The organism is Rhizobium sp. 01T444 (genome assembly GCF_056398305.1).
Map to the genome: position 1 here is coordinate 19187 of NZ_JBFTPD010000033.1, position 24579 is coordinate 43765.

Here is a 24579-nt window from a genome sequence, read left to right on the forward strand (position 1 = left end):
CTGGTCGGGTGACCGGTCACGAATAAAGTGCCTAGGAATTATTCCCGTATCAATTGTAGGGCAAGCGGCTGAGATCAACTGACTTACAAAAATTGACGTTCGATCGAGCGCAATGCAACTTTGGGCTGTCCAGATTTCTATCAGGAGATTTCGTGATATAATTCCGCTCTGCGACGGATTATCCGCCGTAGCGTTGCGTGCACGGAGACTTGTCCCATGAGCGAAGTGGACGTGCTTTTTACCGCTTTGCGTCAGGCGGCTGACCCGCAGACCGTCGAATGCATCGAGCATGTCGTCAGGCATGGCGCCGATCGCGAGCTCAACCGCATCAATGCGCTGGCCTTCGCCAAAGCACACAATCTCGATGAGGAGAAGGTGATCGCGGCGTTTCTGCATGCCGCCCGCATCGGCGCCTTCGAGATGACCTGGAATGTGCTCTGCCCGGGATGCGGCGGCGTGCTCGATACGGGTGCCACCCTGAAAGCCGTCGACCGGGACGCCTATCATTGCGCGCTGTGTGCGGCCGGCTACGAGCCGACGCTCGACGAGATGGTCGAGGTTACCTTCACGGTCAGTCCGCGCGTGCGCAGGATCGCCGCCCACGACCCCGACCGGTTGCCGCCGCTCGAATATTACCGGCAGATCTTCTTCTCGTCCGGGGTCGACCTGCCCGATGACCTCGAAGAAAGGTTTGCGCGCATCCTGCTGGAAATGGTCGAACTGGACCCCGGCGAGCGGGCCTTCGTCTCGCTGCAGCTGCCGGCGGAGTTCATCATCATCTTCGATGCGGTGACGCATTCGGCGCAGTTCCTCGACGTGCAAGGCGAGCCGACCAGCGAACGCCAGAACCTGTCTATGGTCCTCAGCCACGGTCATGCGCAGAACGAAACGCTGACACTGCGCCCCGGCCTGCTGCGCCTGACGCTGGAAAACCACACCGATCGCCGCGTGCTGCCGAATGTATGCATCGCGTCAGACGAGATGCATGACATTCTCGGCCACAGGCGGCCCTTCCTGACGGCCAAGCGTCTGCTGACCAATCAGAGTTTTCGCGACATCTACCGCACCGACACGCTCGATGTCGACCAGCGCTTGAAGATCACCAGCCTGACATTCCTCTTCACCGACTTGCGCGGCTCGACCGCGCTTTACGAGCGCGTCGGCGATCTCGCCGCTTTCGATCTGGTGCGCACGCATTTCCGGGTTCTGCACGAGATCGTCGCCACCGAGGCCGGCGCAGTCGTCAAGACTATCGGCGATGCCGTGATGGCGACCTTCCCGAGCCCGGACCGCGCGGTGGCGGCAGCACTCAGGATGCGTGAAGCGATGCTGCGGCTGAATGCCGAACGCGGCAGCGAGGATCTTCTCCTGAAGATCGGCATCCACGAGGGCCCCTGCCTTGCCGTCAGCATGAACGACCGGCAGGACTATTTCGGCCAGACGGTCAACATCGCCTCCCGCGTGCAGGGCCTTGCCGAACCGCAGGTGATCCTGACGACGGAGGCGGTCGTCGGCAATGAGCAGGTTTCGGAGATGTTGCGCGACAGCGGCATCAGCCAGGTTTCCCGCATGGAGGAACTTCAGGGCATCGGGCGGGAAGTGAGGATTTTCGCGCTGTCGTGAGGGATCGGACGTTTCAGGTCGTGCGGGCTCGCGAGCAGTGAAATAACCGCGAACGAGACAAGGGCACAGACGATGAATATGTCTCCGGGTTCCATCTTCGCAGACCTCGATCCCGGCGATGCGCTCGGCGAGGTGCTTTTTGGGCTGATCATGGCGCTGACGTGGACGGTCGGTTCGAGGCTCGTGCTTGGCGAGGAAGGGTTGGATGTCCGCGACCTCGTCGTTGCGACAATCGGATGCAACGTCGCCTGGGGCATCATAGACGCCGTCCTGTTCATCCTGGGGACGACATTTTACAGGAGCAGGCGTCTTCGGCTGTTTCGGCAGATCAGGGCGGCCAGGGACGAAGCCACCGCGCTCACCGTCATCGCAAAAGAGTTTCCGGTCGAAGGATCACCGCTCTCTGCAGAGGCTGCCGATGCGGAGGCGCTTTATCGCTCGATGCTTGCGCTCACGCGTCGTGCCGAGCCGGTAAAACTGTCCCTGACGAAGGCCGATCTGCGCGCTGCGGTCGCAATCTTCCTGCTGGTCTCGGCCACCGCGCTTCCCGCCGTCATCCCTTTCTTTCTGATCGACAATGCTGACCGGGCGCTGAGAGCGAGCAACCTGTTTCTGGTCGTCCTGCTCTTCGTGACGGGTTATGCATGGGCAGGTTTTTCAGGTGGCCGGCCGTTTTATGCAGGTATGGCGATGACCTGCCTTGGATTGTTTCTGGTCGCAATCGCGGTGGCGCTGGGCGGCTAAGGGATTAAATGCCTGACGCGCGGCGCGCTGATGAGAAAACTCAACGTGCAATCGTTACTTTTTCAAATTGTGAGTCCGATATACCTAGCTTATTGCAATTTCTGCGTTTGAATTGTAGCACTTTCTCATCCGAAACGGCTGCCGGTTCAAAGCGATCGTGAGTCGTCGCCGCGCCGGCAGGAAGCAGAAATGGGGGCATTTCGATGGGGTTTACTGAAGCTGTTCGCACAGTTCTGAGAGAAAAATATGCAACCTTCTCCGGCCGGGCATCCCGCTCGGAATACTGGTGGTTTTACCTATTCTATGTCCTGGCCTTTACCGCATTTGGAATTGTCGTCGGTGCGGTCGCCGCTGCCTCTGGCGGTGGGGATGGACTTTCGTCGCTTGTCATTGGTCTCATGGTCATAGGCGGATTGTGTCTGCTTGCAACTATTTTGCCGGTGTTAGCCGTTCAGATACGCCGCTTCCATGATCGCAACATTTCCGGCTGGTGGTACCTCGCGCTGGTGATCCTGGGGCTGGTTCCCTATGTCGGTTTGATTGCGAGCATCGCCATTTTCGTGATCAGCGTGCTTCCGGGCACTGTCGGCCCGAACAAGTTCGGCCCGGATCCGTTGCGTCCGGAAGTGAGAGCCGAGGTTTTTGCCTAAGGCATCGCCATCGGGAATGTCGGGTTTGCTGGCTGCGCTATTGCCATCTTGACCCTGTTTTGCCTTGTGCAGGGGCGGGACAGGGCGGACAGCGCGGCGGCCCGCTTCCGATGGAATCGAACGCCTAATTCCAGCTATGTGATGAAGAAATTGAACGCAAAAGCGTTATCATTTTTGAATAGTGACGGATACGACTGATTTATTGCAATTCTGTGTTTGAATCGTAGCTGTTTCTCATTCGAAACAACTGTCATTCCAAGGCGATGGTGAGGGGTCACCACGCTTGCAACAAGCAGAAATGGGGGCATTTTATGGGGTTTACCGACGCTGTTCGGACGGTTCTGACGCAAAAATATGCAACCTTCTCCGGTCGGGCCTCCCGCTCGGAATGCTGGTGGTTTCAGCTGTTCTATTGGCTGGTGCTGATCGGACTTGGAATTTTGGCTGCTTTGGCCGCCGGTTCCGATGGTCAGGATGGACCTTCGTCAATGCTCATTGCCGTCGGGATCATCGCCGGACTGTTTGCGCTCGCAATGCTGCTGCCGCAGCTATCCCTTACGGTTCGCCGTTTCCATGACCGCAACATTTCCGGCTGGTGGTATCTCGCGCTTTTTATCGCAAACTTGATTCCCTACCTCAATGTTGTTGCGGGCCTCGCGATCCTCGTTATCACCGTGCTCAGGGGCACGGAAGGTCCGAACAGGTTCGGGCCGGATCCGCTGCGGCCCGAGATGAGAGCGGAGGTTTTTGCCTGAGCCGCACGACCATTCGTCACGCCGGCCTGCTGGTGGCTCTATCGCTGGCCGCCTCGGCCCAATTTTCCCCTGCGCTGGCGCAGGACAGCGGTAGTCAGCAGGGCGGGAAGGGCGACCGACCTTTCAACTCTGTCGGTAGCGAATATGCCACGCAATGCGTGCTGAATGGCGTGCGCTGCAAGCTCACCTATGGTGATGGTTCCGAAAAGCCCAAGCCTGTGCCGGATGCGACGCTTTCGCTTGACAATCGTTTGTTTTCCACGCAGGAGCCTGCCATCGGTGGTTCCGTGGCCGTCGCGCTGGTGCTTGTCGCCCTTGTCGTCATCATCGGGCTTGCAATGTTTTTCGGCAATGGCGGCGTGCTGCTCTCATCTGCGCCGCGTGACGTGAAGACGCGGCAGGGGGAGGCGCCGGAGAGCTGGCGCACATCGGATGTCGCGGGCGAGGAGCGGCCCAATGATGTCCTGCAGCGCATTGCCGCCATGGCAGATCGCCGGCAGGCGCTTGTGCTTTTGCTCCGGCACTGCCTGCTGCATGCAGCCGATGTGACGGGAACACGGCTTTTCCGCTCGGATACCGAGAGAGCGGTTTTTGCCCGTCTGCCGGCAACCATGCCCGACCGTGAGCGGCTGGAATATCTGCTCTCCGAGGCGGAGCTTGTTCATTATGGTGGCCGCGCGCTGCAGGAAGGGCATTTCGATACGCTTCTGGGCTCGGCGCGGGCCTTGCTATCGGTAGGCAGGCTCGCCCATGCGTAATGCCGGTCCCATTCTGATTTTGGTCGTGTTGCTAGGGCTTGCGGCGCTGGCGCTGTTTGGGTTGCCGCGGGACAATGATTTCGACCACTCGCCACTTGGCAACAAGGGCTTGGAAGTGTGGCTGGAGGCCAAGGGCATTCCCGTTGTCCGCTCCGATCCGCATATCGTAAGGGCGGGCTCGGAAGTCTCACTGCGCATCCTTTCGCTGCCGATCTCAGCGGCGGAGGTTGCCGCATCTGCGGTAGACGAGGAAAAGGGCGGCGCGGGTCCCCAAAGCTGGACCCGCGAGGCGGTCGGCCAAGGGCTTGCGACGCTGATCATAATGCCGAAATGGCGCGCCACTCTGTTGAAGAAGGGCGTTGCCGGGCAATCAGATCTTCTGGACCTTTCCCTCTTGCAGAACGAACTCGACAAGACGGATTTTGGTTTTGCGGGTCTGCGCCTGCAGCGTAACGGGCCGGGTTTCGAGGGAGATGAGGTGAGCTATCGCGCTGAGCCGTCGCACAAGATTTCTCTCTATCAGGCTCAGACTTTCGACAGTGCAAGCCTGCCAAAGGAGTGCCGGCAGATGCTGAGCATACCTTCGGGCGTACTACTCGTGCGGTGCAAGAAAAACGAATATGTCGATCTGCTGTCGGATCCCGATCTCCTGAACAATCATGGACTGACGCTTGCCGAAAACGCCGCCTTTGCCGTCTCGCTGATCAATCATCTGCGCGCATTGAACGATAAAGGGCCTGTCTACCTCGATGCTTCGGGGGCGCCGCTGGATGAAGCGAAACCCAAAGATGAAGGCCGCACCTACGAGCGTTCCGGCTCCGATCTCACCCGCTTCTTTGCCTATCCGCTCTCCGTCATCTGGGGCACGCTCTTCGTCGTCGTGGCGATCTGCTTCTGGCGCGGGTTCTGGCGTTTCGGGCCGCCGCTTAGGGATGCGTCCGGAAATATCGAGCTGTCGAAGAGCGCGGCGATCGAAGCGACCGCGCGGCTGTTGCGCCTGTCCGGCAATGACGGGCGGATGGTGGCGCAGTTCGTGCAAAATCTTCTGGCCGACAAGGCGCAGCTGGTCTTCGGCCCGGGTTTCGCCAACCAGGCAGGTATCGATCGGTTGTTTCAGCGGCTGGGGCGGCGCGATCAGGCGCAGGCCGAGGCTTTGAAAACCGCATCGCAGGCGCTGATCGAGCAGGGCCATGTCATGCGGCGGTCAGATCTGCATCGCAATCTCGAAATATTCAGGAAATCGCTGGGGAGCATCGACCTTGGATCTAGGTGAATTTCGCAATCTCATCACCACTATCAGGGGTGAAGTCGGCAAGGCGGTGCAGGGACAGGATGCGATCATCGATCTCGTGCTGATCTCGATATTCTCGGGCGGGCACTGCCTTGTCGAGGGACCGCCCGGCACGGCAAAGACGCTGCTTGCCCGCTCGGTTTCGGCCGCCATGGCGCTCGATTACCGGCGCATCCAGTTCACGCCGGACCTGATGCCCGGCGATGTGCTCGGCGTCAATCTCTTCAACTTCCAGACCAACCAGTTCCACCTGACCAAGGGTCCGGTCTTCACCGACATTCTTCTCGCCGACGAAATCAACCGCGCGCCGCCGAAGACGCAATCGGCGCTGCTGCAGGCGATGAACGAGCGGATGGTGACGCTTGACGGGGTCGATTATTCGCTCGGGCCGGATTTCTTCGTGCTGGCCACCCAGAACCCGATCGAGCAGCAGGGCACCTATCCGCTTCCCGAGGCGCAGCTCGATCGCTTCCTGTTCAAGCTCGTCGTCGATTTTCCCGATCGCGATACGGAAATCTCGATCCTGTCGCGCCATGCCGATCAGGCGCTGAAGGCCGATATCAGCAAAGCCGGTATCCGGCCGCTGGTGACCAGCGAGGCGCTTGCGGCGGGCCGGGCGCTGATCGATGCGATCCATTTGGACAAGTCGATCCTCACCTATATCGTCGATCTCGTGCGCGCCACGCGCTCCGATCCCGATATTCTCTATGGCGCGTCGACGCGCGCTGCCGATGCGCTGGCCGCGGCCGTGCGCGTGCGCGCTGCTTTCGAAGGGCGCGACTACGGGTTGCCTGACGATGTGCAGGCGCTGCTGACGCCGGCTTTGCGCCACCGCATCGTGCTGTCGCCTTCCGCGGAGATCGACGGGCGCACGCCCGACGACGTGCTGCGCAGCCTCAGGAACCGCGTGGATGCGCCCCGGTAAATGCGGCCGTCCTCGCTCCTGATCGCGCTTGTTCTTGCCATGGCGGCGCTGACGGCCATCGTCAGCGTGTGGTGGCGCGACATGAGCGTGCCGCTGCTCGTCGCCTGGGTGGTGCTGGCGGCCGTCACGACCGGCGATCTTGTCATCTCGGCGCTATCGGGCGGAATGGCTGTCGATGTCGATCTGCCGCCGCAGGGGTTTGTCGGCCACTCGATGCCCCTCACGGTCGGCATCAGCAGGCAGAAGGGCAAGCTGCCCGAGGGTATCGACATCAGGATCGATGCCGCGCCCGAACTCATTATCGGTGAGCGGCGGATGGAGCGTGCCTCGTCCGGGCCGGTGAGGGCGTCCTTCGATCTGCAGCTGACGCGGCGCGGGCAATTTTCGGTGCGGGAGCTCTGGCTGAAATGGCCATCACGGCTGAAGCTCATCGACAGGATCGTGCGCCTGCCGGTGGCGCGCGAGATCTCCGTCATTCCCGATATCTCGCCGGTGCTTTCAGGGGCGATCAAGACGCAGATCCTGCCGCTGGAAGCCGGCCAGAAGGATTTGCGGCTGCGCGGCGAGGGCTCGGAGTTTCACCAGCTGCGGGAATTCGCCAGTGGTATGGACCCGCGCAGCATCGACTGGAAGCGCTCGGCGCGCATGCGCAATCTCGTGGTGCGCGAGATGCGGGCTGAGCGAAACCACCAGATCATCCTCTGCATCGATTCCGGGCGGCTGATGGCCGAACAGCTCGGCGGCTTCACCAAGCTCGATCGCGCCATCAATGCCGCACTCGCCATGTGCTGGGGAGCAGGGCTCGCCGGCGATCTCGTCGGCTTCTACAGTTTCGACAGCCGTCCGCGCCTTTTCGTGCCGGCCTTGCCGGGGCGCGCCGCCTTTGCGCGGCTGCAGACGGTATGCGCCGAGCTGCGCTACGAAACGCAGGAAACCAACCATACGCTGGGCCTGACGCATCTGTCGGGCCGGCTGAAGCGGCGCTCGCTGATCGTGATATTCTCCGATTTCGTCGACAGCATCACGGCGGAGCTGATGATCGAGAACATCCAGGTGCTCGCCCGGCATCACTTCATCGTCTATGTTGCTCTGCGCGATCCGATGCTGGCAAAGCTGACGGAGCCGGAGGAGACGACGCTCGATGCCATCGCCCGCTCGGTCGCGGCCCGCCAAATCCTCAACGAGCGGCGCGCCGTGATGGAGAAGCTCGCCCGTCTCGGCGTGCTCTGCCTCGACAGCACGCCTGACGCGCTGACCTCCGATCTCATTGCCCGCTACATCGAAATCAAATCCCGCGAGATGATATGACGGATCTGCGCATCGACCCCAGGATGGATAGCGGCGCCACACTTTATGCCGGCGGGGTGCCCAACGATCTGCTGCGCTCGGCCCGCTTCCGGCTGGAGCGCGAGGCGCACTGGCGCCAGCTGGACGAGCTGGTGAGCCGGGCGGAGGAGGGCGGGGCTGCGGCGCTCAGCTATAACGAGGTGCGCAATCTGGCGGCCGGCTATCGCCAGGCGATGAATTCGCTCAGCGTCGCGCGCGATATTTCGCTCGACCGGGCGCTGGTCGCCTATCTCGAAAGCCTCTGTGCGCGCGCCTATCTCGTCGTCTATGCGCCGCAGGAAAGCCTTGGCGGGCTGATGTCCCGCCTGCTGCTCAAGGGCATTCCGCAGGCGGTGCGCCGCTCAGCCTTGCCTCTCTTCATCGGCTTCCTGGCGCTCGTTCTCGGCGCTCTGGCCGGATACAGGCTCTGCAGCAGCGATCCGAGCTGGTTCTATACGTTCGTGCCGTCGGAGCTCGCCGATCAGCGCACGCCGGACGCATCGGCCGATTACCTGCGCTCGACGATCTACGGCAATGAACGGCATGAGAGCGACGGGCTCGCCGCCTTTTCGGCCTATCTCTTTTCCCACAATACGGGGATCGCCGTACTGATCTTTGCGCTCGGCGTCTTCGTGTCCATGCCGAGCTTCATTCTGACCTTCTACAATGGCCTGATGCTCGGCGCCTTCTTCGCGATGTTCCGGCAGAAAGGGCTGGGCTACGACGCCTTCGCCTGGCTTTCCATCCACGGCGTCACCGAGCTTGCGGCGATCTCCATTGCCTGCGCCGGCGGGGCAGGGCTCGGGCTTGCCGTTCTTCTTCCGGGCGCGCGAACCCGCAAAGAGGCTCTGCGCCACCAGGGGCATGATGCCGTCAAGCTCGCGATCCTTGCGGCTCTGATGCTGGTCGCGGCAGCCTTTATCGAAGGCTTCCTGCGCCAGCTCGTCCAGGAGCCGGTCTGGCGGATCGGCATCGGCTGGGGCATGGGTGTCTTCTGGGTCGCATGGCTCTCGCTTGCAGGGCGCGAAGGCAAGGCCAAGCATGGGGCGGGCAGATGAAGCAGCCGGACCAGACGATGGCAGACGGCAAGCGCGTCATGCAGTTCGTCCCGCCAGAGGGCGTGCCGATCAGTTTCGCGATCGCCTCGATCGGAGCCCGTTTGGGCGCGCAGATCCTCGATATCATCTTCACGACCCTCCTTTTCGTCATTATCGCGCTTGCCGTCATCTTCACGGGGGCCTTGCCCTTGAGCGCCATGACGGTCCTGATCACCCTGATGGGCTTTCTGCTGCGGACACCCTATTACGTGCTCTCGGAGCTGATCTGGAACGGGCGCACGCTCGGAAAACGGATAACGGGCATCCGCGTCATCAATGTCGATGGCCGACGCCTGACGCCGCATCAGGTGGCGGCGCGCAACCTCATGAAAGAGGTGGAGATCTTCGCTCCGATGGGCCTTCTGGGCACGATCGGCGAACAGTCGGGGCTGGAAGGTGGATTGACGGTCGTTTGGCTCCTGGTGGTGGTGATCGTTCCGCTCGCCAATCGCCGCCGGCAACGCATCGGCGACATGATCGCCGGCACACTGGTGGTCGACAATCCGCGCTCCGTGCTGCTGTCAGACCTCGCGCTGTCGTCTCCTGCCAAGGCTTCGTCGAGGCCGGCATTCGAATTCCTGCCCGAGCATCTCGATATTTACGGCAAATACGAGCTGCAGACGCTGGAGGACGTGCTTCGCGACACGACGAAGAAGTCCAACACCGAGGAGATCATCAAGATCGTGCGCACGATTACGAGAAGGATTCGCTATGAGGATGCCGTGAAGCCCGGCCAGGAGCTCATCTTCCTGAACGACTTCTACCGCGCCCAGCGCGAGCATCTGGAGAGTCTGAAGCTGTTCGGCAAGGTGCGGGAGAACAAGTATCACGAGCATACGAAAACAGAGGCGAAGAAGCTTGTTTGACGGCGGAGAGTGTGGGGTTCGCCAGCTTATTGCGCCAGAGATTATACTGGAGGGATACTGTAATGAAGCTACGTATTTTTTGTGCTTTTGCGCTTGTTTTTGCTGCTACGGGTTACGTTCAGGCTGGCGATCGCACAGCCGCCGCGGCAATCTACTTTCATGGAATGACGAAATCGGCATGCGGCTTCAAGATGACGCCAGAGTCGGCAATGAAAGCTGCAACCACTCTTGGAATGTCGAATCCTGTTGGCGAGCCGTTACTTTCGGCGTTGTTTGCAGTTTGCGAGGAGGTGAAAAAAGGAAACAAAGGCAAGGTCATCGAGATCCGGGTTCGCGACAGCCACAATGTGCTGCGCAAGGTCACGCTTGAAAAAGCCAAATGGTGGCAGTGATGGGCCGCTGGGATTGATAAGTCGGCATCAGATCAAGACAAAGGAGGCCCGAAGGCCGAGATTGATAAAAAGTCGCCGCTTGAACAGCCTGTGTATTATGGCAAATGGAACATGCTTGTTGCGCGTGCCTTGGAAGAAGGTTTCAGGCTTGTCATGAATGATTTCAAAGCGTGGCGCGCCGTGACGAAAAATAAGCGTAAAACTCCGCGTTAGGCCGTCTAGATCGCGCCGAGTCTGCCGCCATATCAGCCGTTGCCGCAATCTTCGGAGTATCCGTGCGTCTATTCGGACGCGCAAAGGACGCCCCAATTCCTTGATCCATGCACAGCAGAGACGGAATGGGAACGGCCCGGGTCCGCGACGGACCCGGGCCTGATCCGGCTACTTGACCTCAGTCACGGTCAGCTTGCCGTCGACGCGGTCGGCGACGAACTCGATGTTCTGGCCTGCCTTCAGTTTCTCGAGCACCGCGGCATCCTTGACGCGGAACACCATGGTCATGGCGGGCATGTCAAGATTCTTCAGGTCTTCGTGCTTGATCGTGACCTTCTGCGCCTTGGCGTCGACCTTATTGACGACGCCCCTGGTGTATTCCTGTGCGATTGCGCCTGCTGCGGCGCCGACAGACAGCATGAAGGCGAGGGTGATCTTGATTGCAGTCTTCATTTTCGGTCTCCTCTTTAGATGTGTCATTCGGCAGCGACGGTGACGTCGCCGTGCATGCCGGCCTCGTAGTGGCCGGGGATTAGGCAGGCGAACTTGAATTCGCCGCCGGTGGTGAACTTCCAGACGATCTCGCCGGACTGGCCGGCCGTCAGGCGGAGCGAGTTCGCGTCGGCATGTTCCATCTCGGGGAATTTCTCCATGACCTTCTTGTGCTCCAGGATCTTGTCTTCCTGGTCGAGCACGAATTCGTGGTCGCTTTGCCCGGCATTCTTGATGGAGATCTTGACCGTCTGGTCCTTGCGAACCTTGATCACGGCGGGCTGGAACAGCATCTTGCCGTCCTCGGTTTCCTTCATGCTGACGCGAATGGTCTGGGTGACCTTCGACTTGTCGCCGGGTTCGCCGACCGCCATTTTTTCACCGTGTCCGCCAGCGTGGTTGCCGGAGGCCAGGGCAGGGCCGGCGATGGCCGCAAGAGCCAGTGCGAGAGTATAAATTTTCATTTCAGGTCCTTTGGTTGCTGGGGATTTGCGTCAGCCGTGTTGCATCGGCTTCGGCGTGATGGTGGTGTTTGCGTCTTTGGCTTTGGTCGCGTCCGGCAGTTCGCCGGTCCACTCCCAGGCCTGGGTGCCGGGCGGGTTTTCGTACCAGCCCGGATCGGCGTAATCGTCCGCCGAGATACCCTCGCGGACTTTCACGACGGAGAACATGCCGCCCATTTCGATGGGGCCGTGCGGACCCCAACCGGTCATCATGGGGACGGTGTTCTCGGGAATGGGCATTTCCATTTCGCCCATATCGGCCATGCCTTTGGTTCCCATCGGCATGTAATCAGGTTGAAGCTTGCGGATTTTTTCGGCGAGTTTCGACTTGTCCGCCCCGATGAAGGTCGGGATGTCGTGCCCCATCGCGTTCATCGTGTGGTGCGACTTGTGGCAGTGGATCGCCCAGTCGCCGAGATACTTGGCGTCGAACTCGTAGGCCCGCATCGCGCCGACGGGAATGTCGATGCTCACCTCCGGCCAGCGTGCTTCCGGCCGCACCCATCCGCCATCCGTGCAGGTGACTTCGAAGTCGTAGCCATGCATATGGACCGGATGGTTGGTCATGGTGAGGTTGCCGACCCGCACCCGGACACGATCGTTCTTCGAGACCACCAGCGGGCTGATGCCGGGAAAGACCCGGCTGTTCCAGCACCACATGTTGAAGTCGGTCATTTCCATGACACGCGGCACATATGAGCCGGGATCGATGTCATAGGCGTTGAGCAGGAAGACGAAGTCGCGGTCGACGCGCATGAACGCGGGATCTTTGGGATGAATGACGAAGAAGCCCATCATGCCCATCGCCATCTGGACCATCTCGTCGGAGTGCGGGTGGTACATGAAGGTGCCTGACTTCACGAGGTCGAACTCGTAGACGAAGGTCTTGCCGACGGGGATGTGAGGCTGTGTCAGGCCGCCCACGCCGTCCATGCCTGATGGAAGGATCATGCCGTGCCAGTGGATGGTCGTATGTTCCGGCAACTTGTTGGTGACGAAGATGCGAACGCGGTCGCCTTCGACTGCCTCGATCGTCGGTCCCGGCGACTGCCCGTTATAGCCCCAGAGATAAGCAGTCATCCCGTCGGCCATCTCGCGCTCCACCGGCTCGGCGACGAGGTGGAATTCCTTGACGCCATTGTTCATCCGGTGCGGAAGCGTCCAGCCGTTCAGCGTCACGACCGGCTGGTAGTCCGGCCCGGAGGTTGGATGCAGCGGGGGCTGCATGTCGGCCGAGCCCATGGCCGGGGCATCCGGCAGGCCCATTGCTGATGTCTTCGTCCAGGCTCCGGCCGCCATCAGGGCAGCGCCGGCACCGAAAAGTTGTCTTCTGTTGAACATGTGAAAATCCTTTCTCAATGACCGCCGCCGCTCTCGGACGACGAGGCGACCTCGGTCCCGGCCGATGCCGCGGACGTGCCGCCGCCATAGACGGCGGGCGCGAGGTTGGCGTCCGCGAGCCAGAAGTCTCGCTTGGCGTTGACGGAGAGCAGGATGGAGTTGATCTTGTCCCGCGTGTCGGTGAGCAGCTCGAAGGTGTTGGTGATCATCCCGTTGTAGGTGAGGAGGGATTCCTCCTCGACCTTGGTGCGGAGCGGGACGACGCTGTTGCGGTAATGGCGGGCGATGTCGTAATTCGACCGATAGGCCTCATAGGCCGATCTCGCTTCCGAGCGGACGTTCACGGCCTTCTCCGCCAGCTGATTGGCTGCACGCATGTAGCCAAGCTCGGCCTTGCGCATGCGGGCCTTGCCGGTGTCGAAGATCGGGATCGCGAATTCCAGCTCTCCGACCGCCGTCGTCTCCCACTTTTTCCTGCCGTCCTCCCCGATCTCCCTCTCGGACTCGGCTCCGGCAAGGATTTCGAGATCGGTGACGTATCGGGTCGCTTCGGTCAGGCCATAGGAGCGCGCGGTGGCTTCCAGTTCGAGCCTGGCGACCTGAAGATCGATGCGGTTGCCGAGCGCTTCCGCCTCGATCGTATCGCGTTTCATTGTTGTCTTCGGCAGGGGCGGCAGGCTGTTCGGCACCTGGAATTCGGCATCCGAGCCCCACAGGCCCATCTGCCTTGTCAGCTCTTCCTTCGCCAGGCGGGCGGCCAGGCGGGCTTTGGCGGTTTCACCGGCGAGTTCGGCTGCGAAGACATGCTCGCGAGCCTGTGCTCCCTTGGCCATCGCCCCGGTCTCGCCAAGCTTCTCGGCAAGCTCGGAGGCCGCATCGGCGGCGGCCTGTGCGCGCTGGAGCTGTGCCACATTCTCCCATGCGGCGACCGCGTTGATCCAGGCGCGGCGGGTATCGGCTGCAAGCTGCAGCGTGCGCACCGCAGCGTTCAGCTGCGCTTGGCGGAAACGCGTATCGGCAATCTCGATATCGCGCTTCTTTGTCATCAGCGCCAGGAGGTTGGTGGTGATCGCGCCCTCGATCGTCCGGAACGCTTCCAGTTCCGGCGTCCCGATACCGGAGAAGCCAACCGAGACCGTCGGGTTCAGCAGCATCGTCGACTGCCATGCGTCGGCAGCACTCTCGCCGAGATCGGCGTAGGCGGCCTGCAGGCCCTTGTTGTTGATAAGGGCGATCTGCACTGCCGTTTCAGCGTCCAGCGTCTTCCCGCGCGCAAGAAGCGCCTTCACCTGAGCGGAGGCCACTTCGGCTTCCTGCCGGTTTTGAACCCAGACGGTCTGTTTGGAGGCAACCCCGCCGACCTTGGCGGAAACTGCCGCGAAACCGGCCTCTTTCGCCGCATATTCGGTACTGCTCACGCAGCCTCCGAGGACGAGGGGCAAGGCGGTGAGGGCGAGTAGCTTTCTGACGACGGTCATGAAGCGTCTCCCTTTTGCGGAGACTGCTGCTCGTTCTGTTGTCGCCAGGGCTTGGGATCGACCGGCTGTCGGGCAACAAATCCCGAGATGGGCGAACGATACTGGAGCGGCCGAACGGAATAGGTCTGCTCGACATCCACAGGTGCAATGACATCGGGAGGAAGAGTGGATGCGCAGCCGCCCGCAATAAGCGGCAGCCCCACCACCAATATGGAAGGTTTCATCTTAAAAATCCGAATAGTAGAGTCTCACGGGCAGGCGCGGTTCACCACGGCATGCCTTCGGACCCGCAGACGCGGGGACGACAGCTATTCAGATCTTGGGCGGACGATGAAGAGGCGGCACTTCGCCCAGAATGCTCTGATCGTCGACGAACTGGCGGATTGAAGAGATTATGGGTCCGCCGACCTCGTGAGCTTCGCAGACGATACCGAAGCCGCCACAAAAATCCTTGCAGCATTGCTGCTTGGAAAGTTGCTCGTCATCGCTCGCGGACGAGCCGTGATCATGCCGGTCGGCAACACCCTGGACCGTGACGTCTTCGCTCGAAGCGGCATGATCGTCGCCTGACATGGCATGGTGGTCATGCGCGCCAGCCAATATCGCCGGCGACTGCAAGTCGGAGAAAGCCGAACCGTGCATGGCGGCATTCGCATTGGACAGCGAGTATCCTGCCAGCGATACGATGATCACCAGCCGCACGAAAAGGAGCAGTCTGCCCAGTGCGTTCAGATACATTTTGCCCATAACCCCGGAGCTGCGATCAAGGCAGCTCCGCTTCAATATCCTCGACAGACCTTCCAATGATTCGCGACCTTTGAGAGGCTGTTCGGATGTGCGTCTAAGGCTTCCCCCTGCTGGAAGGTCAATATCTTTATCGCGCTCGATTGCGATTTTATCGGCATTGGCGATTCAGGTCACCGGCTGGTCGTCACGCGGCAGGATCATCCGGTCGAGCGTTCCGTCCCGCCTGATCGACGGTCAGCGGATTTCCGATATTGGGCAGCAACTGCCACCAAAGCCCGTTGGCGATCAAACGCCGTCAGGAGGCGCAAAGAAACAGTTCATATGGTAGCGTCCGCCTCGTCCTATCCCATCCGCCTCATTGGGTTCGTCCGTCGGTTGAAGGCAGATGTGAAAATCGCCGTCTCCGGATGGTGACTCATTTCCATAAGGGATCAGGAACGACTGGTTTCTCGTCACCAGGTGATGGTCTCCCGGGTGAAGGATAACGGAGAACGCTCCGGGACTCTTCCTCACCCGGGATCGAGGTATAGCCTCGCAGTCTCCACCGAAATCTTTGCCTTTGCAGCACGAGGGCGGGTATGCCCAACCGCTGCCGGATTGATGGGCATCGCTCTGTGCGCAAATGCTGACCGATATGACGGCGAAAGACACCATGGACGCTGTTGAAGGTGTGAAAGCCATCGACGCCTCCAAACGGACATTCCGGCCACCGAAGAACGGAATTCTGCGTTGATTATTCAAGCGTGTATTGAAAAGCTTCCAAGCCTATCCTTTGTAGCAAAATTGCCGTTCAATTTCTAGTAGCGCAATGATGGCGGCATTTGCTACCGGGCGTCGCCACTCTCCCCAACCAGCTCCCACAAATCCACCTTCTCCGCGCGCCCCTTCACCTGCACCAGCCCCAGCGGCCGAAACTCAAACCCGTCGCCAACCGCGTCGTGAATGGCCGCACTCACCAGGATCGACGTACCAAAATCCTTGTTCAACCCTTCCAGCCGCGAGGCGACATTGATCGTATCACCCATGGCCGTGTATTGCTGGCGCGAGATGGCGCCGAAACTGCCGACGACGGCCGGGCCGGTGTGCAAGCCGAAGCGCGTGAACAGGGCGGGGTGGCCGTTTCTGGTGTTCTCCTCGTTCAGGCCGTCGACCGCCGCTTTCATGGCGAGCGCGCATCGGCAGCCGTTTTCGGCATGCCTGTCGTCCTGCACGGGGGCGTTCCACATGACGAAGATGGAGTCGCCGAGATATTGCACGACCGTGCCGCCATTGCGCTCGGCGATGGTGTTCAGGAGTTCGAAATAGGCCGAGAGCGTATCGACCACGTCTTCGGGCGAATGCTGCTCGGATATGGCGGTGAAATCCCTGATATCGGTGAAGAGCACGGTCACATCCTGCCGCGTCGCCTTGACGACCGTTCGCCCCTCTGGGCTGACAATCCGCCGGACGACTTCGCGCGGCACATAGAGGGCAAACTGGCCGATGGCGTGGCGGCTGGCCGCAAGCGCAGTCGCCAGCGTGTTGATCTCCGTTATCCAGGAATGCGATACGGCTTTCTCGCCGACATCGAGATCGCCGATCCTGCGCGCCTCGTCGGCCAGCCGGTTGAGAGAGCGGCTGACCATGCGCGACAGCAGCACCGATGCCGCGACACCGGCTGCCAGGAGGGCTCCGGCAATCAGGAGATTGTGCAGCAGCAGCCGGTGGGCCTCCGCCACCAGATCCTCCATCGGCACGATGATTGCGGCGGCACTTCCCTCAAACAGGCCGGAGACGCTGACGGGCGCGATCTGCACGAGCTGGCTTTCGCCATCGAGCTCGACGCGTGCCAGGCCGCCATTGGCAAAGGCGGGATCGCGCCTGAGCCTTGCCACGGTTTCGAGGCTCGAGTCGAAACTGTTTGCCGTCGCAACAAGCGAACCTGACGTTCGCGACCATATAGCGATGATCCGGTTCATGATATCAGGGTCGGAATGGGCGATGAGATCATCGCCGGCATCGATGATGTAGGCGCGCGCCCGCGGGGAAATCTCGCGCGCATCCAGCAGGCGGCTGATGGTCTGCAGGTGAATGTTGATGCCGACGACCACCTGGCCGTTGTCCCGCATGGGTGCTGCGATCGTCAGCGTCGGCACACCAAGCGTTCCGGTGATATAGGGGCCGACGGAAACCGTTGCGCCATCCTGAACGACGGCCTGATACCAGGGGCGCTGGCGCGGATCGAAGGATGCGTATTCGACCTGCCGCTCGCCGATCGGCCTTGCCTCTATATCGAGAAACTGCAGCGTCGAGATGACATTGGCGCTCTGTCTGCCAGCGATCGTCCGGATCGCGAAAGCCGTGCCGTCAGGCGCTGCAAGCGTCCGGGAGATATCGCGCCTTTGGGTGTTGATGACCTGCAGATAGGAGCCGTCAGGATAGCCGGTGTAGATGCTCGTCGCATTGGGGACGTTTCGCAGAATCTCCAGAAAGAATTCCTGCTTTGCCTTGATATCCTGAGGCGGCGGAGAGGTGAGCAGCGGCAGGGTAGAAGCGAGCGCCACCGCCTCCGTGCCTCCCTGCAGCGTGTTGCGATATCCCTCGATCAGCCGCACGCTCATATCGCGCATCTGCTGCACGCCGGCGCTCACGGCAGCATCGCTTCCACGGCTGAAGGCCAGCCAGATGATCGGCATCGACGTGAACAGCAGCGATGCGACGACCAGGACGCCGAGATGCAGCCTTAAGGGTTTGGACCAGCGCACGAGACTTTCCTCGAAATGCGGGCGCGTTCGGCACAGGTTTCATCTCAAACTTGTGTGGTTGTGCAGGAATGAGCGTACCCAACTGTCGCAGCTAACCGCTTTTTGAGGGCTTATACAAGCCGGATGCGGCTGTCACACATGCCACGTTTTCGCCGGTCGTTGGGGCGCGAATGAAAAGCCCGCGATTGAATGGCCCCCAAGCCTCTCGAAAATCGCCGACACACTTCTATCTGCGCCATGGGCGGTATTTCCACCGGTTCGCCATTGAGGGCGAGGAGCGATGATTTTCGAATGGGGGCGTTTCATTGACGGACGATATCTCTCAGCCTGCCGGCGGGGCCGAATGGACGCTGGCCGATTTCCTCAGCACCTATCGCTACTGGGCCTTGTTTCTGGCCTCGCTGCTTCTGGCCTTTGGCGGGCAGGGGCTCACCACGGTCTTTCCGCTGATTTCGCGCGAAGCCGGAAGCAGCTTTCAGACGGTCGGGATCTTCTACCTCGGCTCCAATGCCGGCTGGGTCATCGGTGCCTTCCTGGCCTTCGTCGTCGCCACCCGCCATGGCCGGCCGGCGCTGATCGCGCCGCTTGTCGCCTGCGCCCTTGTCGCCATTGCAGTCATCCCGGCGCCGGCGCTCTGGGCTTCGCCCGCGTTCCTGTTTGTCTTCGGGCTGTTGTTCGGCACGGCGCGGGCGGTTTTCCCGCTGGCGATCGCGATCTTCCTGGTCGGCGGGCGGTCCGGCAGGATTGATTTCGGCTGCGCGCTGACACTGATGTCGACCACGATTCTAACCTCGGGTCTCGCGCCCGTCGTCGCCTCCTGGCTCTATCAGGCCGGTCAGGGCGGGGTGCCCCTGACCCTCGGTTTTCTCGCCTGCCTGGTGGTTGCCGTCCTCCTGCTTCTGCCGGCGCAGCCTCTCGCCTTCGATGACGCGCCGCGTCAGCGCCACAGGCCGATTGCGCCGCAAAAGCGATCGCCGCTCATGGTTGCCGTGATCCTCGTTGTGCCAATGGTGCTGATCTTCCTCCTCAGTCTCGGGATCTATGGCCTGCAGGGCGGGGATATCGAGGCGGGCGGCACTTTCGAGTTCACCCAGCTTCTGGCGCTCGCGGTGCTCGTCATTGCGATCGCGGCGCTCATCTATCTCGCCTGGTGGTGCTATCGCATCCATGGAGAGCTTGCGGGGGTAGCACCCTCGCAGCGCCTGCTCACACCGTTTGCCGCGATGCTGATCGCAGTTTTCGTGCCGCTCGGTCTGCCGGTTCTGCTCATGACGCTTGGCGATCTCCTCAATGATCGCGGCGGCGAGAGCGGAAAGAGGCGCCTGATCTCCATCGCCTGGCTCGCCTTCTGGAGCTTCCTCTTGCCGCCTGTTGCGATCGCACTGGTGCAGAATGCAGCAAACAGGAGCTATGACGGGGAGGTGCTGCAGGCCGGATAGACCGGTGGGTATCGATCGGACAAGCACGCCCATGGGCCGGCGAAAAGAGCGCTCTATGGAAACGATATTGCGCAGTGTGCCGTGTCACACACTTTTCACGCGACTCTTGCTTCCATCTATGATTATTTCACGCGCTTAACGCGTTTTGGCGGACTGAGCAGGTATAGAGGCTCGCGGACGTATTGCGTGGCGAGCCCTATAACCGGCCTCAAATTCTGAGGAGGTTTCGGCCCTTTTGGGCCTGGATCGCTCGCAGGCTCAGCGTCGAAACCATCTTGAAATTGCGTTGGCTAAAGCCTGTCCGGCCGTCGACCGGACTTATCGCTTTAACGAAGGGCGGTTTCCATGCGGACTGCGCCTCCTTCGTTCTCCCATGATGCCAGGGCTTTCTGGTCGGGGTTCAGCTTGCGCCGCCGGGAAGCCGGGTAGCCAGGGCGAGGGATCGTCACGTCTTTCATGTGCCGGATCACCAGCGCCTCTTCATGATGTTCGCCGCTTTCGGGGGGCCGGGGATCGGACGACGCATAGTCTGCGCGCTTGAGCCCGCCCAGCAGACGCCAGCGCTTCCGGCTCGCTGCAGCAGTTCCGTCTGGAAGGAAGATCTTTACCATGGCCAACCGTTCTCGCATGTCGCGATTGAGTGTTTGAAGGTGGAAGATTCTCACCTTCCCTGGATCGGAGCGAAGGGGCCTTTGTCTGGCTGGGCCCGCTTCGTTGACCGCCGAATAGCTGACTATGCGCTTCCATTGCGCTTTATCCAAGGCGGGAGGCCCCGGCGTTCAAGGCTGGTCAGGCTGTCGTGGAAAGCCGGCGTCACTGCCAATCGAACCGCGCCGGCCGTTGGCCGAAGCGCACAACGCTATGCAGGCTGGGGTCGTGTCGACCGGGTTCAGGTGGGTCGGGCTGTATCGGCTGGGACTTCACGTCGAGGACGTCTTCGATCCGCTTCAGATGGTAGAGAACCTTCCTCTGGCGATCGTAAAGCCTGCCAAGCAACGCATAATCCAGATCCAGCGGCGCCCCGATCATGCGCAGCCTTCTAAGGACGATTTCCTGGCTGGTGATGTGCCGCGCCGCCTTTGCGGCGTGGAGCCGCGCGAACTCCAGATCTTTTTTCTTATATCGCACCGACTGCATCTGTTTCGCCAATCGTTTCCGTTATTCGCGCCGGGCCGGGACGCTGTTCTCCAAGGCTCTCGGCTGTTGTCGCGGAGGTTTCGACGGCACGGCCGCTGTGGCCACGAGTCCGCAACAGCTCCTGCGGATGCCGACTGCAAATCAAATTCGGAGCTTTCAAAATAACCAGTAGCATTCTCACCGCAGGCTTTCAAAATAATAAAATATTTTTTGATAATAAAAATGAAAAGTATGACTTTTGTCATTTTGAAAATAAATAAAACCGGAAAAATACAACTTTATTACGAGATATTTTCTGAAGTTTTTGGTATTTTTATTTGAAAATATTTCCATAGTAATTTAGAAGATGCTATCTGTCTGCGTGAACGTAGGATGAATTTTCAAGCATTTATGAAGTAGCATCTTCTAATTAATCGACAGATGAGCAGGGACACGGAACGAAGGCAGATCAAAGCCGGCTCACCATCGATCGTGACGTTCCTGCCACTTCTTCTCCGGTGATGTGTGCGGCCGCGGGCCGTGGCAATGACGGGGCAGGGCGCTGCTCACCACGGCGAATGACAGCAGACCACGGCATGGAACAATAAGGCTGCCGGATGGTTATATGAGGCTAGGCGACGGACATTCCCGTTCGTCATTCAACTCCCCAGAGCCTGCTATCTTCATACTGGAGCGGCTGCCTCTTAAAGCGGAAAGCAGGAGGCGGTTATGTTGAAGGTCAACCCCGGGAATATGCCGACGACAAAGTGGCGCACAGGCATCAGGTCCAGTGCGGGATTTAAAATCTGCATTTGGATACTCATTGCGGCTGCCTTTGCGATGCTTGCATGGAGCATCATTCTTGCATGACTGCAGTGACCCCGGGTTTTCTGCCCGTCTGCAAAATCCAATCAATCTTCAAGGAAGGCCATACATGTCACCTCAAGACGAGGAACGTGCTCTATTCGATCGTGTCTGGGCCAAAGGTGCTTTAGTAGCAACAACCAATCGAGACCCAGTGCTCGCCGAGATCGCCAGCAGCAAGCCGACGCTCGAACAATATCGCAAGACCTACGGCTCTCGAAAAACCGATCTCATCAGGATCATAAAACTCGGTATCTCGCAGCTCCACGCTTCCGGTGAACTGCATGAACCGTAAATTACTTCCTTTGGGTGATTACATCAGGACAAGCGCCTGGCTCCGGTAGAGCCCATGGCTGCTGCCATGCACCGGTTCGCATCCGCCGCTAAAACGGCATAATCGAAGGGCTCCCACTCAATACTCGGCAAGCCCCCCACATCGGTTTCGGTCCTTGTAATCCTACTACCGCCGCTTAGCTACTTTGGTCGCGTCGCGGTCGATTCGCAATTCATCCAAAAGGGTTAGGGGGGAGAGCCGCTCATTCGTGCTGACGGGGCCTCACGATAGCCGTCCCGCCACAGGGCGACAGGTGCAATGGCCCTGCCGGCCCAAAGCCGATGCTCTCCTCCATCCGCGGGTCAAAAGACCGTCCTCGCCAGCACAAGGCCACCGGCCGCGCCCAAGAATTCTTCTGTGGTTGTTCTTGCGCATTACTCGCGCCAGGCGGGCGGCGATGTTAGAGATCACCTGCTAACTGGGGTTATCTAATGAAAAAACTCATTCTCGCCGTGGCGCTTGCCGCAGCGCTCACGTCCTGCGCGAAAAGACCTGACGCCATCGTCCAGGCCGATATTCCGATGCAGGCCTACACCAATCTCAGCTGTCCGCAGATCGCCAGCGAACATGCCAAGGAAAAGGTGAAGCTCGACGGCCTCTCGAAGCAGCAGATCTCGGCCGCCAACGGCGATGCGTTTGGTGTGTTCCTGGTCGGCGTGCCGATCGGCAGTGTGGCCGGTGGGGATAAGGAAGGCGAGGTTGCGGTGTCGAAAGGCAAGGTCTCGGCGATGGAGAGCGCGGCGCTGTCGAAGGGGTGTAAGTTGTAGATGAGGGGTGGGGAGTGCAATGCAGCCGTTTTCTGTGAGACACATTACGATGGCTCGCAGCAAACATTGAGCTTATTGCCCTGTCGACTATATCGCTGGGGCGTACCGCCAATCTGTGAAGGCTCTGGTGGCAGCTAGAGCCAAGTGACAACGGTCTTATTGAGTTCTTCGATCATGTCGTCTCGAACCTTTTTAATTTGGGATCGAGAGCATTCAGACCTGACAACGGCGTGGCTGGTAAAGGAATCCATTCCATCGTCTAGGACGGATAAATCCCGCGAATGCAACCAAGACGCTTTGATTGTTGCATGCCCAAACGCTTCGCGCTTGACACCACCAGACGTCGGCTTGGATGCGATTTCTGTGATAATCTTCTTCAATTCTTCGACACCAAGCGAGTTTCCAACGCGGGCAACCGAGAGGCCGGAGGAATTCCCGCATTCGTCATGATGAACTTGCTTGGAAAGATAGTCTGAACGAAGAGCTTCCTTGGTGATCTTTCGAGTCACCTTATCAATAAGCTCCGGAGAATAAAGTCCTAGCGCTAGCGTTTCGTCTGCCTTCACCGGGCCTGGAGAAGCCGGACAGCGCCGCCCATCATCATGCGCCGCTACCGTCATAGATATCGAGTGCTTTCAAAAGATCGACGTTCGCTTCAAAGTGTGTGGCGTCAAAACCTTCATCTCTGAAGATTTCACCCGTATCGTCGCGGTGATACCAGCTAACCGACGCGTCGCCTATAAACCCAACTTCAGTGAAGCGCCTCTTCGCCTTCCATTCGAAATTGATCTCACCGTCTCCAGGTGCGAAAATCGTATGGGGTAACGAGCAATGATTTCTGAGAAAGGCCAAAAACGCCTCAGCGTCTTGCATGGCGCGCTGAGATGGCGCCTTACCATCGGCACCGTCCCAATTCGCCTCCCTAGTCGCTATCCTTTGTAATTGCTTTTGAAACTGGGAATAGCGCTGTTCAATATCATCGGCTAGGCGAACCGCGGTAACTCGTCCTTCAGTAACAGTCGCTATGTCGTCGGACATAGTTTCAGGCACAGCCGTTGGTGAGGGCCTTGCCCACTCCATCGCAGTAACCTTCAACATTCCACGTAAGACTGCGCCAAACACCATTGTCGGTGTACTGGCTCCCTGAGCAACTTGGCTAGGTGGGGCAAATTCAAACGTAGCTGGGGCGGCGGTCATAGTTGGAACTCTTTGGCGTCCAGATTGATTTTTTTAGCCAGCTCATCACTTATAATTGCGCCGACTATGCTTTTAAGTTCAGTGTGCGCCAAGTCAACAGCACCCATGCAGGTATCGAAATCCGGATACACTCTCTCATTCTCGTATGTTGCTTGCGCAAGCGTATAAATTCGGCACAAAAGACTTGCTCCTGCGGGAACGGATGGGAACGGATTTCCGTTCGCTAGCGCGTCCTTTGCTGCTATAACATCCACATTTGCGTTTAACAGCATCTTAACGTTGTCAATCGTCTTAAAGTATCCGACGTGCGAATGCCAAGAGCCATCGATACTTTTGAACGCGGGGCCAATAATCTGAGTACTTGAATTAACGAATGTTGGTCCGGCTGCCTCTTCTCGCGTGAACCGATCCCAATACTCAAACTTTACGGTATGGATGCCATCAATATTATCATTCAGGTATTGAATGCCAAGCTTGAGGCATTCGACAATTCGAGGGAAGATTTCGTTCCATCCCGTGTATGCGTATACATTGTAAATAATAAATTCGGGGCCACATATAACCTCTTCTTCCACGCGATCAGCGGCAATACGCCGGAAACTGCGAGCGGCTAAGGTACTAGGTGCACCTGCAACGACCTGCGCGCCCATCTCTCCGATCACTTGAAATGTTGGCTGTGGCTGAAAGCTAAGAACATCATCCAGTCCCAGCTTTGCCGCCTCCACCTTGATTAAGCTCATTAACTTTTGGAGAGCTTTTTCCGGCAAAGATGCATAAAGGAAGGAGACGGACGCGCGGTCGATCGCGTGATCCGGGTTTGCGGTGTTCCATGCCATGGCGGCCTCGATCCTCTTCTGCACTCGCAATGTGGGCAATTGAAAGTGTATGTCAACAGGGGTTACCAAGTTCCCGTTAAC

At 59.5% G+C, this 24579-nt stretch carries 26 protein-coding genes; 14 read left to right on the forward strand and 12 right to left on the reverse strand.

The genetic code is table 11. From position 1 onward, the window contains the following. Positions 1 to 216: 216 nt before the first annotated feature. The 11 genes from AC1DTN_RS30895 to AC1DTN_RS30945 all read left to right on the forward strand — a co-directional run bounded on the left by AC1DTN_RS30895 (position 217) and on the right by AC1DTN_RS30945 (position 10427). The gene (locus tag AC1DTN_RS30895; protein ID WP_477923995.1) at positions 217 to 1623 is read left to right on the forward strand and encodes a DUF5939 domain-containing protein; all 1407 of its coding nucleotides are present in this window, start codon (positions 217 to 219) and stop codon (positions 1621 to 1623) included. Between the two features lie 72 nt (positions 1624 to 1695). After that, on the forward strand, positions 1696 to 2367 hold the full coding sequence (locus AC1DTN_RS30900) for a VIT1/CCC1 transporter family protein (protein WP_477923997.1): 672 nt from the start codon (positions 1696 to 1698) through the stop codon (positions 2365 to 2367). A 203-nt stretch (positions 2368 to 2570) separates the two neighbouring features. Then, positions 2571 to 3017 carry a DUF805 domain-containing protein gene (locus AC1DTN_RS30905; RefSeq protein WP_477923998.1) on the forward strand — a complete coding sequence of 149 codons (447 nt, stop codon included), beginning with the start codon at positions 2571 to 2573 and terminating at the stop codon, positions 3015 to 3017. A 311-nt stretch (positions 3018 to 3328) separates the two neighbouring features. Then, on the forward strand, positions 3329 to 3772 hold the full coding sequence (locus tag AC1DTN_RS30910) for a DUF805 domain-containing protein (protein WP_477923999.1): 444 nt from the start codon (positions 3329 to 3331) through the stop codon (positions 3770 to 3772). Between the two features lie 29 nt (positions 3773 to 3801). Further along, complete coding sequence (locus AC1DTN_RS30915; RefSeq protein ID WP_477924076.1) at positions 3802 to 4530, forward strand: hypothetical protein; 729 nt, start codon at positions 3802 to 3804, stop codon at positions 4528 to 4530. Next, the gene (locus tag AC1DTN_RS30920) at positions 4523 to 5803 is read left to right on the forward strand and encodes a hypothetical protein (RefSeq protein ID WP_477924000.1); all 1281 of its coding nucleotides are present in this window, start codon (positions 4523 to 4525) and stop codon (positions 5801 to 5803) included. Before AC1DTN_RS30915 ends, AC1DTN_RS30920 begins: the two co-directional genes overlap by 8 nt. Beyond that, positions 5790 to 6746 carry an AAA family ATPase gene (locus AC1DTN_RS30925; protein WP_477924001.1) on the forward strand — a complete coding sequence of 319 codons (957 nt, stop codon included), beginning with the start codon at positions 5790 to 5792 and terminating at the stop codon, positions 6744 to 6746. Before AC1DTN_RS30920 ends, AC1DTN_RS30925 begins: the two co-directional genes overlap by 14 nt. Next, positions 6747 to 8054 carry a DUF58 domain-containing protein gene (locus tag AC1DTN_RS30930; RefSeq protein ID WP_477924003.1) on the forward strand — a complete coding sequence of 436 codons (1308 nt, stop codon included), beginning with the start codon at positions 6747 to 6749 and terminating at the stop codon, positions 8052 to 8054. After that, a complete protein-coding gene (locus AC1DTN_RS30935) occupies positions 8051 to 9130 on the forward strand; it encodes a stage II sporulation protein M (protein ID WP_477924005.1) in 1080 nt (359 codons plus the stop codon). Before AC1DTN_RS30930 ends, AC1DTN_RS30935 begins: the two co-directional genes overlap by 4 nt. Next, on the forward strand, positions 9127 to 10035 hold the full coding sequence (locus tag AC1DTN_RS30940; RefSeq protein ID WP_477924007.1) for an RDD family protein: 909 nt from the start codon (positions 9127 to 9129) through the stop codon (positions 10033 to 10035). Before AC1DTN_RS30935 ends, AC1DTN_RS30940 begins: the two co-directional genes overlap by 4 nt. A 62-nt stretch (positions 10036 to 10097) precedes the next feature. Next, positions 10098 to 10427 carry a hypothetical protein gene (locus AC1DTN_RS30945; protein ID WP_477924008.1) on the forward strand — a complete coding sequence of 110 codons (330 nt, stop codon included), beginning with the start codon at positions 10098 to 10100 and terminating at the stop codon, positions 10425 to 10427. Positions 10428 to 10808: 381 nt separating this feature from the next. Here AC1DTN_RS30945 and AC1DTN_RS30950 read toward each other — a convergent pair whose 3' ends face one another. The 7 genes from AC1DTN_RS30950 to AC1DTN_RS30980 form a co-directional block, all read right to left on the reverse strand. Then, positions 10809 to 11093 (reverse strand): copper-binding protein, encoded by a 285-nt coding sequence (locus tag AC1DTN_RS30950; protein WP_477924010.1) that lies wholly within the window; start codon positions 11091 to 11093, stop codon positions 10809 to 10811. 23 nt (positions 11094 to 11116) lie between these two features. Beyond that, positions 11117 to 11596, reverse strand: coding sequence for a cupredoxin domain-containing protein (locus AC1DTN_RS30955; RefSeq protein ID WP_439015583.1), 480 nt, complete (start codon positions 11594 to 11596; stop codon positions 11117 to 11119). Positions 11597 to 11626: 30 nt separating this feature from the next. Next, positions 11627 to 12976 (reverse strand): multicopper oxidase family protein, encoded by a 1350-nt coding sequence (locus tag AC1DTN_RS30960; RefSeq protein WP_477924012.1) that lies wholly within the window; start codon positions 12974 to 12976, stop codon positions 11627 to 11629. 14 nt (positions 12977 to 12990) lie between these two features. Continuing rightward, the gene (locus AC1DTN_RS30965; protein WP_477924014.1) at positions 12991 to 14454 is read right to left on the reverse strand and encodes a TolC family protein; all 1464 of its coding nucleotides are present in this window, start codon (positions 14452 to 14454) and stop codon (positions 12991 to 12993) included. Next, a complete protein-coding gene (locus tag AC1DTN_RS30970) occupies positions 14451 to 14678 on the reverse strand; it encodes a hypothetical protein (protein WP_310386442.1) in 228 nt (75 codons plus the stop codon). Before AC1DTN_RS30970 ends, AC1DTN_RS30965 begins: the two co-directional genes overlap by 4 nt. An 88-nt stretch (positions 14679 to 14766) precedes the next feature. Continuing rightward, positions 14767 to 15192, reverse strand: coding sequence for a hypothetical protein (locus AC1DTN_RS30975; RefSeq protein WP_477924016.1), 426 nt, complete (start codon positions 15190 to 15192; stop codon positions 14767 to 14769). A gap of 833 nt (positions 15193 to 16025) precedes the next feature. Then, complete coding sequence (locus AC1DTN_RS30980; protein WP_477924018.1) at positions 16026 to 17945, reverse strand: adenylate/guanylate cyclase domain-containing protein; 1920 nt, start codon at positions 17943 to 17945, stop codon at positions 16026 to 16028. A 305-nt stretch (positions 17946 to 18250) separates the two neighbouring features. Here AC1DTN_RS30980 and AC1DTN_RS30985 point away from each other — a divergent pair, with 305 nt between their 5' ends. Beyond that, the gene (locus AC1DTN_RS30985) at positions 18251 to 19384 is read left to right on the forward strand and encodes a hypothetical protein (protein ID WP_477924020.1); all 1134 of its coding nucleotides are present in this window, start codon (positions 18251 to 18253) and stop codon (positions 19382 to 19384) included. A 326-nt stretch (positions 19385 to 19710) separates the two neighbouring features. On the opposite strand, the gene AC1DTN_RS30990 is transcribed toward AC1DTN_RS30985, so the two are convergent. Then, entirely contained in the window at positions 19711 to 19995 is a 285-nt protein-coding gene (locus AC1DTN_RS30990) for a hypothetical protein (protein ID WP_477924021.1), read from the reverse strand. A gap of 202 nt (positions 19996 to 20197) precedes the next feature. Continuing rightward, positions 20198 to 20533: a hypothetical protein gene (locus AC1DTN_RS30995; RefSeq protein WP_442205432.1), complete on the reverse strand. Its 336-nt coding sequence runs from the start codon at positions 20531 to 20533 to the stop codon at positions 20198 to 20200. Positions 20534 to 21434: 901 nt separating this feature from the next. On the opposite strand from AC1DTN_RS30995, the gene AC1DTN_RS31000 reads away from it, so the two are divergent. Beyond that, positions 21435 to 21659 carry a hypothetical protein gene (locus AC1DTN_RS31000; protein ID WP_310386432.1) on the forward strand — a complete coding sequence of 75 codons (225 nt, stop codon included), beginning with the start codon at positions 21435 to 21437 and terminating at the stop codon, positions 21657 to 21659. 470 nt (positions 21660 to 22129) lie between these two features. Beyond that, entirely contained in the window at positions 22130 to 22465 is a 336-nt protein-coding gene (locus AC1DTN_RS31005) for a hypothetical protein (protein WP_477924024.1), read from the forward strand. A gap of 134 nt (positions 22466 to 22599) precedes the next feature. On the opposite strand, the gene AC1DTN_RS31010 is transcribed toward AC1DTN_RS31005, so the two are convergent. The 3 genes from AC1DTN_RS31010 to AC1DTN_RS31020 are packed head-to-tail and all read right to left on the reverse strand — an operon-like array spanning position 22600 to position 24498. Further along, positions 22600 to 23085 (reverse strand): hypothetical protein, encoded by a 486-nt coding sequence (locus tag AC1DTN_RS31010; protein WP_477924026.1) that lies wholly within the window; start codon positions 23083 to 23085, stop codon positions 22600 to 22602. Continuing rightward, positions 23066 to 23662: a hypothetical protein gene (locus AC1DTN_RS31015; protein ID WP_477924028.1), complete on the reverse strand. Its 597-nt coding sequence runs from the start codon at positions 23660 to 23662 to the stop codon at positions 23066 to 23068. Before AC1DTN_RS31015 ends, AC1DTN_RS31010 begins: the two co-directional genes overlap by 20 nt. Next, entirely contained in the window at positions 23659 to 24498 is an 840-nt protein-coding gene (locus tag AC1DTN_RS31020; RefSeq protein WP_477924029.1) for a hypothetical protein, read from the reverse strand. The genes AC1DTN_RS31015 and AC1DTN_RS31020 overlap by 4 nt, the downstream gene beginning before the upstream one ends. Positions 24499 to 24579 lie beyond the last annotated feature (81 nt).

Bases quoted from the DNA above. Each gene is read 5' to 3' on its own strand.
- AC1DTN_RS30895 (WP_477923995.1), top strand. From the start codon at position 217: ATGAGCGAAGTGGACGTGCTTTTTACCGCTTTGCGTCAGGCGGCTGAC.
- AC1DTN_RS30900 (WP_477923997.1), top strand. From the start codon at position 1,696: ATGAATATGTCTCCGGGTTCCATCTTCGCAGACCTCGATCCCGGCGAT.
- AC1DTN_RS30905 (WP_477923998.1), top strand. From the start codon at position 2,571: ATGGGGTTTACTGAAGCTGTTCGCACAGTTCTGAGAGAAAAATATGCA.
- AC1DTN_RS30910 (WP_477923999.1), top strand. From the start codon at position 3,329: ATGGGGTTTACCGACGCTGTTCGGACGGTTCTGACGCAAAAATATGCA.
- AC1DTN_RS30920 (WP_477924000.1), top strand. From the start codon at position 4,523: ATGCGTAATGCCGGTCCCATTCTGATTTTGGTCGTGTTGCTAGGGCTT.
- AC1DTN_RS30930 (WP_477924003.1), top strand. From the start codon at position 6,747: ATGCGGCCGTCCTCGCTCCTGATCGCGCTTGTTCTTGCCATGGCGGCG.
- AC1DTN_RS30935 (WP_477924005.1), top strand. From the start codon at position 8,051: ATGACGGATCTGCGCATCGACCCCAGGATGGATAGCGGCGCCACACTT.
- AC1DTN_RS30940 (WP_477924007.1), top strand. From the start codon at position 9,127: ATGAAGCAGCCGGACCAGACGATGGCAGACGGCAAGCGCGTCATGCAG.
- AC1DTN_RS30945 (WP_477924008.1), top strand. From the start codon at position 10,098: ATGAAGCTACGTATTTTTTGTGCTTTTGCGCTTGTTTTTGCTGCTACG.
- AC1DTN_RS30950 (WP_477924010.1), bottom strand. From the start codon at position 11,093: ATGAAGACTGCAATCAAGATCACCCTCGCCTTCATGCTGTCTGTCGGC.
- AC1DTN_RS30955 (WP_439015583.1), bottom strand. From the start codon at position 11,596: ATGAAAATTTATACTCTCGCACTGGCTCTTGCGGCCATCGCCGGCCCT.
- AC1DTN_RS30960 (WP_477924012.1), bottom strand. From the start codon at position 12,976: ATGTTCAACAGAAGACAACTTTTCGGTGCCGGCGCTGCCCTGATGGCG.
- AC1DTN_RS30965 (WP_477924014.1), bottom strand. From the start codon at position 14,454: ATGACCGTCGTCAGAAAGCTACTCGCCCTCACCGCCTTGCCCCTCGTC.
- AC1DTN_RS30970 (WP_310386442.1), bottom strand. From the start codon at position 14,678: ATGAAACCTTCCATATTGGTGGTGGGGCTGCCGCTTATTGCGGGCGGC.
- AC1DTN_RS30975 (WP_477924016.1), bottom strand. From the start codon at position 15,192: ATGTATCTGAACGCACTGGGCAGACTGCTCCTTTTCGTGCGGCTGGTG.
- AC1DTN_RS30990 (WP_477924021.1), bottom strand. From the start codon at position 19,995: ATGGTAAAGATCTTCCTTCCAGACGGAACTGCTGCAGCGAGCCGGAAG.
- AC1DTN_RS31000 (WP_310386432.1), top strand. From the start codon at position 21,435: ATGTCACCTCAAGACGAGGAACGTGCTCTATTCGATCGTGTCTGGGCC.
- AC1DTN_RS31005 (WP_477924024.1), top strand. From the start codon at position 22,130: ATGAAAAAACTCATTCTCGCCGTGGCGCTTGCCGCAGCGCTCACGTCC.
- AC1DTN_RS31010 (WP_477924026.1), bottom strand. From the start codon at position 23,085: ATGACGGTAGCGGCGCATGATGATGGGCGGCGCTGTCCGGCTTCTCCA.
- AC1DTN_RS31015 (WP_477924028.1), bottom strand. From the start codon at position 23,662: ATGACCGCCGCCCCAGCTACGTTTGAATTTGCCCCACCTAGCCAAGTT.
- AC1DTN_RS31020 (WP_477924029.1), bottom strand. From the start codon at position 24,498: ATGGCATGGAACACCGCAAACCCGGATCACGCGATCGACCGCGCGTCC.